Source organism: Phocaeicola coprophilus DSM 18228 = JCM 13818 (genome assembly GCF_000157915.1).
GTDB classification, from domain to species: Bacteria; Bacteroidota; Bacteroidia; order Bacteroidales; family Bacteroidaceae; genus Phocaeicola; species Phocaeicola coprophilus.
The window spans coordinates 39113-44677 of the sequence record NZ_EQ973637.1; the positions used below are offsets into that span (position 1 = coordinate 39113).

7 protein-coding genes are annotated in these 5565 nt (G+C 40.3%); 4 read left to right on the forward strand and 3 right to left on the reverse strand.

Annotated elements, in window-relative coordinates; genetic code table 11:
• A partial coding sequence (locus BACCOPRO_RS18305; protein ID WP_008141969.1) for a hypothetical protein occupies positions 1-213 on the forward strand: 213 nt, incomplete at its 5' end.
• A gap of 2 nt (positions 214-215) precedes the next feature.
• Here BACCOPRO_RS18305 and BACCOPRO_RS06215 read toward each other — a convergent pair.
• From BACCOPRO_RS06215 to BACCOPRO_RS06225, 3 genes are read right to left on the reverse strand one after another with little or no spacing between them, the layout of a single operon-like run.
• Positions 216-1565, reverse strand: a complete 1350-nt coding sequence (locus BACCOPRO_RS06215; protein ID WP_008141970.1) for a hypothetical protein — start codon at positions 1563-1565, stop codon at positions 216-218.
• 35 nt (positions 1566-1600) lie between these two features.
• Entirely contained in the window at positions 1601-2251 is a 651-nt protein-coding gene (locus BACCOPRO_RS06220) for a hypothetical protein (RefSeq protein ID WP_008141971.1), read from the reverse strand.
• A gap of 3 nt (positions 2252-2254) precedes the next feature.
• Positions 2255-3424: an ATP-binding protein gene (locus BACCOPRO_RS06225; protein ID WP_008141972.1), complete on the reverse strand. Its 1170-nt coding sequence runs from the start codon at positions 3422-3424 to the stop codon at positions 2255-2257.
• A 307-nt stretch (positions 3425-3731) separates the two neighbouring features.
• On the opposite strand from BACCOPRO_RS06225, the gene BACCOPRO_RS06230 reads away from it, so the two are divergent.
• The 3 genes from BACCOPRO_RS06230 to BACCOPRO_RS06240 are packed head-to-tail and all read left to right on the forward strand — an operon-like array spanning position 3732 to position 5508.
• On the forward strand, positions 3732-4322 hold the full coding sequence (locus BACCOPRO_RS06230; protein WP_040311257.1) for a Panacea domain-containing protein: 591 nt from the start codon (positions 3732-3734) through the stop codon (positions 4320-4322).
• Positions 4315-4773, forward strand: a complete 459-nt coding sequence (locus BACCOPRO_RS06235; RefSeq protein WP_008141974.1) for a hypothetical protein — start codon at positions 4315-4317, stop codon at positions 4771-4773. The genes BACCOPRO_RS06230 and BACCOPRO_RS06235 overlap by 8 nt, the downstream gene beginning before the upstream one ends.
• A 24-nt stretch (positions 4774-4797) precedes the next feature.
• Positions 4798-5508 carry a hypothetical protein gene (locus tag BACCOPRO_RS06240; RefSeq protein ID WP_008141975.1) on the forward strand — a complete coding sequence of 237 codons (711 nt, stop codon included), beginning with the start codon at positions 4798-4800 and terminating at the stop codon, positions 5506-5508.
• The last annotated feature ends 57 nt before the right edge of the window (positions 5509-5565 follow it).

Below are 5565 nucleotides of genomic sequence, written 5' to 3' on the forward strand. Positions count from 1 at the left end.
TTTCCCCGATATCCGGATATCAATGTTTTGCTTTCCAAACTGCATAAGTTCGGGGCTATTAACTTGTTTTCATTTTCCTATACAGCCGATATGGTTATTCTTGGAGAAGGGGCTGATCGCTCGGTTTTGGGAAGGTTAAGGCAAGAATCTAATGTTCAGATACTTACGGAAATTGCACTATATGATATTTTGGATGATATTGAAAGGCGGTAGAATCATGCTTTCGATAGTTGGTATTCTTGTTCTATTTTAGTAGAAAGTTCTTTTGAGTCTGCCTGCCAGTCCTCTCCATAAAGGGATTCCATCCGTTTTACTATCTCTTCACGTTCTTTACCATCAAGAGTGTATATTTTATCAATGTAGGTGCTTGCAATGAAAGACAGGTTTACGGTTTTCAGTTCATTGTCATCCAGTGCATATCCGTATTCAAAGGCTTCTGTAAGGATTGGTTCATAAAAAAGTCGGTCTTTTTTCAGTGCGGCAAGCAGTGCGTAGCCATATTGGCTGACTGCTATGGATTTCAATTCCTCTTTCTTGGCGATTTCAGCTCCTTTTAGGAAGCATTTTACAGCTTGTTTGGTGTCTCTCGAAAGATTGAACGCGATACCCTTATAGTCATATAGCTGTATCAGGATCTGGTTGCATTCTTTGGTTTCTTCTTTAGCCGTTTGTACAATGCTGATGCCTCTATCCAGTATTTTATGAGTGAAGGCGGATTCGTCTTTGAAGCTTAGCATGAATCCTCCATAAATCAGATAGGCTGAAGCCCACATTACTGTGCCTCCTGTTTCACGGCATATTTTTACAAGTTCTTCGCCCAGTCGCTTCACCTCTTGTTTTTTGCCGGCATTGGTGGCTTCTCCCAGTTCAAACAGACATCGTCTGTATTTTACTTGCGGATTGTGCGGGTCTCCTTGTGTGGCAATTTCTTTGTAGGCTCCGGCCGTATTCTGGTTGGGTATCTTTATGCGGCACGCTTTTTCTTTCAGGTTGTCCAGCAATGGTTCATATACTTCACGGCTGTTATAGTCTGTCAATATCAGGCTCACATGAGATGGAAGAAGCTCAGCCAGTTCCTTTATGCTTTTGTTCAACGATTCTACGTTTCCGATTTTGTAAATGATGATTGTTATGCCTAGGATATTGTCAGCGATTCCTGCAAATTCCTTAAAGCTGGAAACCATACGGACATAGAATGTTTTCAGGCTTTTGCTGTCATTATGGTCGAGTTTGGCCGCTTCCCGTTTCAGGCTGTCAAACTCCGTCCAGTTCCATTCCGGGTATTTTTTCAGGTCGGCTTCAAAAGATGTAATCCATTCATTTATCAGGAACGAATATAGTATGGCCGGAGATTCATAATCTGTTATGAAGGCAAGGACTATGTCACTGCTTTTCCCGTATGGAGAACCTTCCAGTCGGATGAATCCTTCCACCAGTGGGTAGTCTTCCTGGTCGCAGGTAATACAGTACACTTTTGCATCTGGGTGTTTCTGTCTTTCCTCTATCCATAAGTTCTGTATATTGCCTATTCTTGCAGCTATCGGATTATGTTCGTTGTTGGCCATACTGGAAAGATGTTTTATATTTAGTTGGTTTATTGTTATATTGTTTTGTATTCTTTGTCGTAGATTCTTTGTTCAAATACGAACCCGTGTACCAAGGGCTCATGGGCACGTATGTTGGATAGAATCTTTTGTGGTTTTCTGAAAGCACTGACAGACCGTGACATATAGCGTTTCGGCTTTCCGTCTGTCAGTCTGCACGAAAAGAGGGCCACTCTTTTTTCATAGTCGTCCAGAAAGCTGTTTACACTATAGAATTTTTCAATGGAGATTTCCAGTTGTTTTTTTGCATATGCCAGCTTTCCTTCCTTTTCTTCCCCTGTTTGGGGAGAAGTGAAAGGCATAATGTACCGCCTTTCGCTTTCGGTCAGCTCATTGAATATGATAAAGTCATATCCGGCTATCGGATTGATGATAAAGTCACATTTACGTCCCATACCGGCATCGGTATCGTGAAAGATGTTTATATAGTGTTCAAAGTCTATGATCTCTACATCTATTTCCGAGTTGTTGTTGATGACGGATACGCCATTACCTGTATATTGTACAATTTGCGGTTGTCCGTCTCGTATTTCGAATTTGCCTTTAGGCCGTTGTTCTCTCCGGACTTGCATAGTATCTTCTTTCCATTCCTGTCCGAAATGTTTGGGGTAGTCCTTTTTGAGGAAATCAATCAGTGCGCTGTCCATACATTATTTCTCCATGCTTTCGTATTCGTCAAAGATTCGTTCCATCGTGTCGGACATATCGTAGGTGTTGATTACATATTCTTCAGTATCGTTGTCCGTTGCCATTAGTGATGTCAGAGTGCCTTCATGCACACGATATACGGCGATATTATCCTTTTCTAGGAATGGATAGTTTTCCCTTGCCTTTTCAAAATATCCGGCACGTAGCAATACGTTCAGATGGTTTACGATATAAGGACTGTGTGTGGCTATCATTAGCCCCAGCTTGCGGTCTTCATTGTTCTTGTGGAACGCTTCATCAACAAGATTGCTTATGAGGGCTCTCTGTGCTTCAGGATCAAGGCTCAGTTCGGCTTCTTCTATATGGATATGCACATACTTCTCCAAATCGCTTTGGTTGATTTGGGGAGTGAATTTTTCAAGTCTGTCTTGTTTGTACAGATAGTCCAGCACAGAACGCTTGAAAGCGTCCTTGAATGAGAATTCTTTTGCAAAATAGCGGACAATGGTAACCAATGGGGCAGATGTCTGAATACCGGAAGAAGCATACCTCAGTTCCACAGGCTTGGCACCTTCCTGCAATGATTCTATCATAAACTGTTTTGGTTTGTTGCCGGACTTCTGGACTTTCATCTTCAGGTTCAAATAGTCCAGTTGCTGTTCTTTGATGACATCTGTTGCGTCGTTGAAATCGTTGAATGTCTCGTGAAAGAAGAAGCCGAGGCTTGCCCCTTTGAGCGTGGCCACTTTGGATGCCCATGTAGGGATTACGCTTCGTGTTTCTGATACATACGATTCCTTGAAGAATACCAGGTCGTTGTTGGGAATGTTGATGTCCGACTGCAAAGTCTTGTTGGTATAGGACAGGGTATATTGGTTCCCGTTTATTTCTACGGTATAGTATATCTCGGTTTCTGCCGTTATCATACTTTCCAGACCGTCCTGAAGCAGAGAGTTGAAGCGTAGTTTGAATGGCGAACGGGTAATCTTCGCATTTTTCAGATACGATCGGATATTCACCATTTTATAGATGTATCTCATGAGTACAATAATCTTCATGATTGTACTCTTACCGCTGGCAGACTTACCGATGAATACAGTCAGTGGCTTGATATCGCTAATCTCCACTTCTTTAAGTGGACCCAAATTCTTGATGATTATAGATTCTTTCATGATTGTAACGTTGTTTTCTAATAGACAAAGATAGTGGGAAGGTAAGGGATGTATGAACGAAAAAAACTGTTTTTTGGTTCTGCTTCCGAACCGAATCCTATCTTTGAGAACTCAAAGATACGGATAATTAATGAATTACGGATATTTGAAGACTGATTTTTTCATTAATTATCTTGTTTGTTTCTATCTGAAACTGTTTTATTGTTTGTTTGATTACATGTGCCCACGTACATTCGTACAGTTAATTGCCTGTTCTCTTGGTCGTTTTCAGGCAAAAGGCTATCTTTGTAGCCAAAATACATTGATTATGTGCAAATTCTCTGAATCTACTAAACAGAAACTTGGTAATGCGATTATATATATTGCGCGTCATACATCCGGTCTCAGCAAGACAAAGCTGCTGAAGCTTTTGTATCTGATGGAGGAACGTATGGCGTTGAAATATCATGTCCCGTTCATTGGTATTCCGTTTGAGGTATGGCAGGCAGGCCCTGTAGCGAAGGACGTCTTTGTTGACCTTTCGGACGGCCCGTATCTTCTGAAGTCTTTTGTAAAGACAGATTTCAAGGATGGCGGTACCTTCATTGAGGCGGTAGCCGATTTTGATGATAGCGAATTCTCAGAATGTGAGATAGAGATGATGGACGAGATACTGGCAAAATATGGTAATATGACTGCATCCGACTTGGTTGCAGAGACACACAAGGAGGGTACTCTTTGGTATCGGGTAGCTGCTCGTACCGGATTGTTGGAAGCATTCAATAAGCATGAATGCAACAACTCCGACCGGCAGATTGACTTTGCTGAAGCAATGACTGATTGTGCGGCAGAGGATTATCGCGAGAGTTTGAATATACGGCAGACGGCTAACCTCTTAAATGCGGAATCTCATGTTTGAAGAAGGTAATTTGTTGTTTTTCCGTCCTTTTTTGTTCAAGAACGGTGCTGAGCCGCAGGACAAGTTTTTCCTTGTGCTTAAAAAAATGGAGAGTGATATTTTGCTTGCCAGTTTGCCTACATCTAAAGACCATGTACCATCAGATTTGGAGGTTAAGTACGGATGTTTGAACATTCCGGAGAGGATGCTGAATATTTTTGTGTTTATGGCTGGTGAGAATGTGGCGGTTAAGGATGATGGGACACCTTTTGCGTTTGATAAGAATACTTTTATTTATGGCTTCAATCTTGATACTTATCCTGCAGGACAGCTGGATTTACAGGAACGTATGGCGCAGACTTCTATTGAAAAAATAGGTACATTGGATGAAACTGTTTTCAATGATCTTGTTGCTTGCCTGTCAGAAAGCAAAATGGTAAAGAATAAGTTCAGAAGAATGCTGCAAGGTTAGATATATAGCTTATGTAAACTCTCTATGATTGATTTAAGTAGGATTGTGGCCAAAGAGGGGATTGGTGAGGGAGGCAATTGGAAAGTATATAGATGCCTGTTGCAGGACTGTTCATCTGTGATTGTCAAGGAGTCTAAAGGTTTTGTTGATATGGCCATAAAAGGCAGTATAAAGAAATATCAGTTTATCAAAGCTTTAGATATTCCTACCACATCGTTTCTGGAAGTGTCTTCTCTGGATGGCAAGCCTGTATTGGTTACTGAGGATTTGAATAGTGATAATCTATGTTTCGTATCTCCTAATAGTGTTAAGACTGAAAAAGACGAACTCCTGGCTTGCTTGAGGGATAATTTAACTCCTTGTTTATCTTCTGAACGGATAGATTCTAAGTCTGAGCAGTATTTTTATAAGAATAAAATAAAGGAAATTTCAAACTTTCCGTCTTTTTTACAGCGTGTTAAAGAAGATATTAACAAGGCTGCATGTCATAATATATCTATTGCTTTCGATTGTTATTTCTTCTCTATCGAGAAAGGTAAATCCTGTTCCGTTATTGATTATAAGATTGCAGATTGGGATAATATAGAGGAATGTGAAGATATAGATTTCAAGGATTTATTGAATGTTAATATTGTGGAGTTTCAGGAGGCTATGTTTAAGTTTCTTGAGTTATTTGTTCAGGAAGGAGAAAAAAGGGAACTTTATCAATTATTGACTTCAAATCTGACTCCGTAATATTGTAATAAACTTACTGATATATTTTAAATTGATTATTGGTTTGATATATTTATG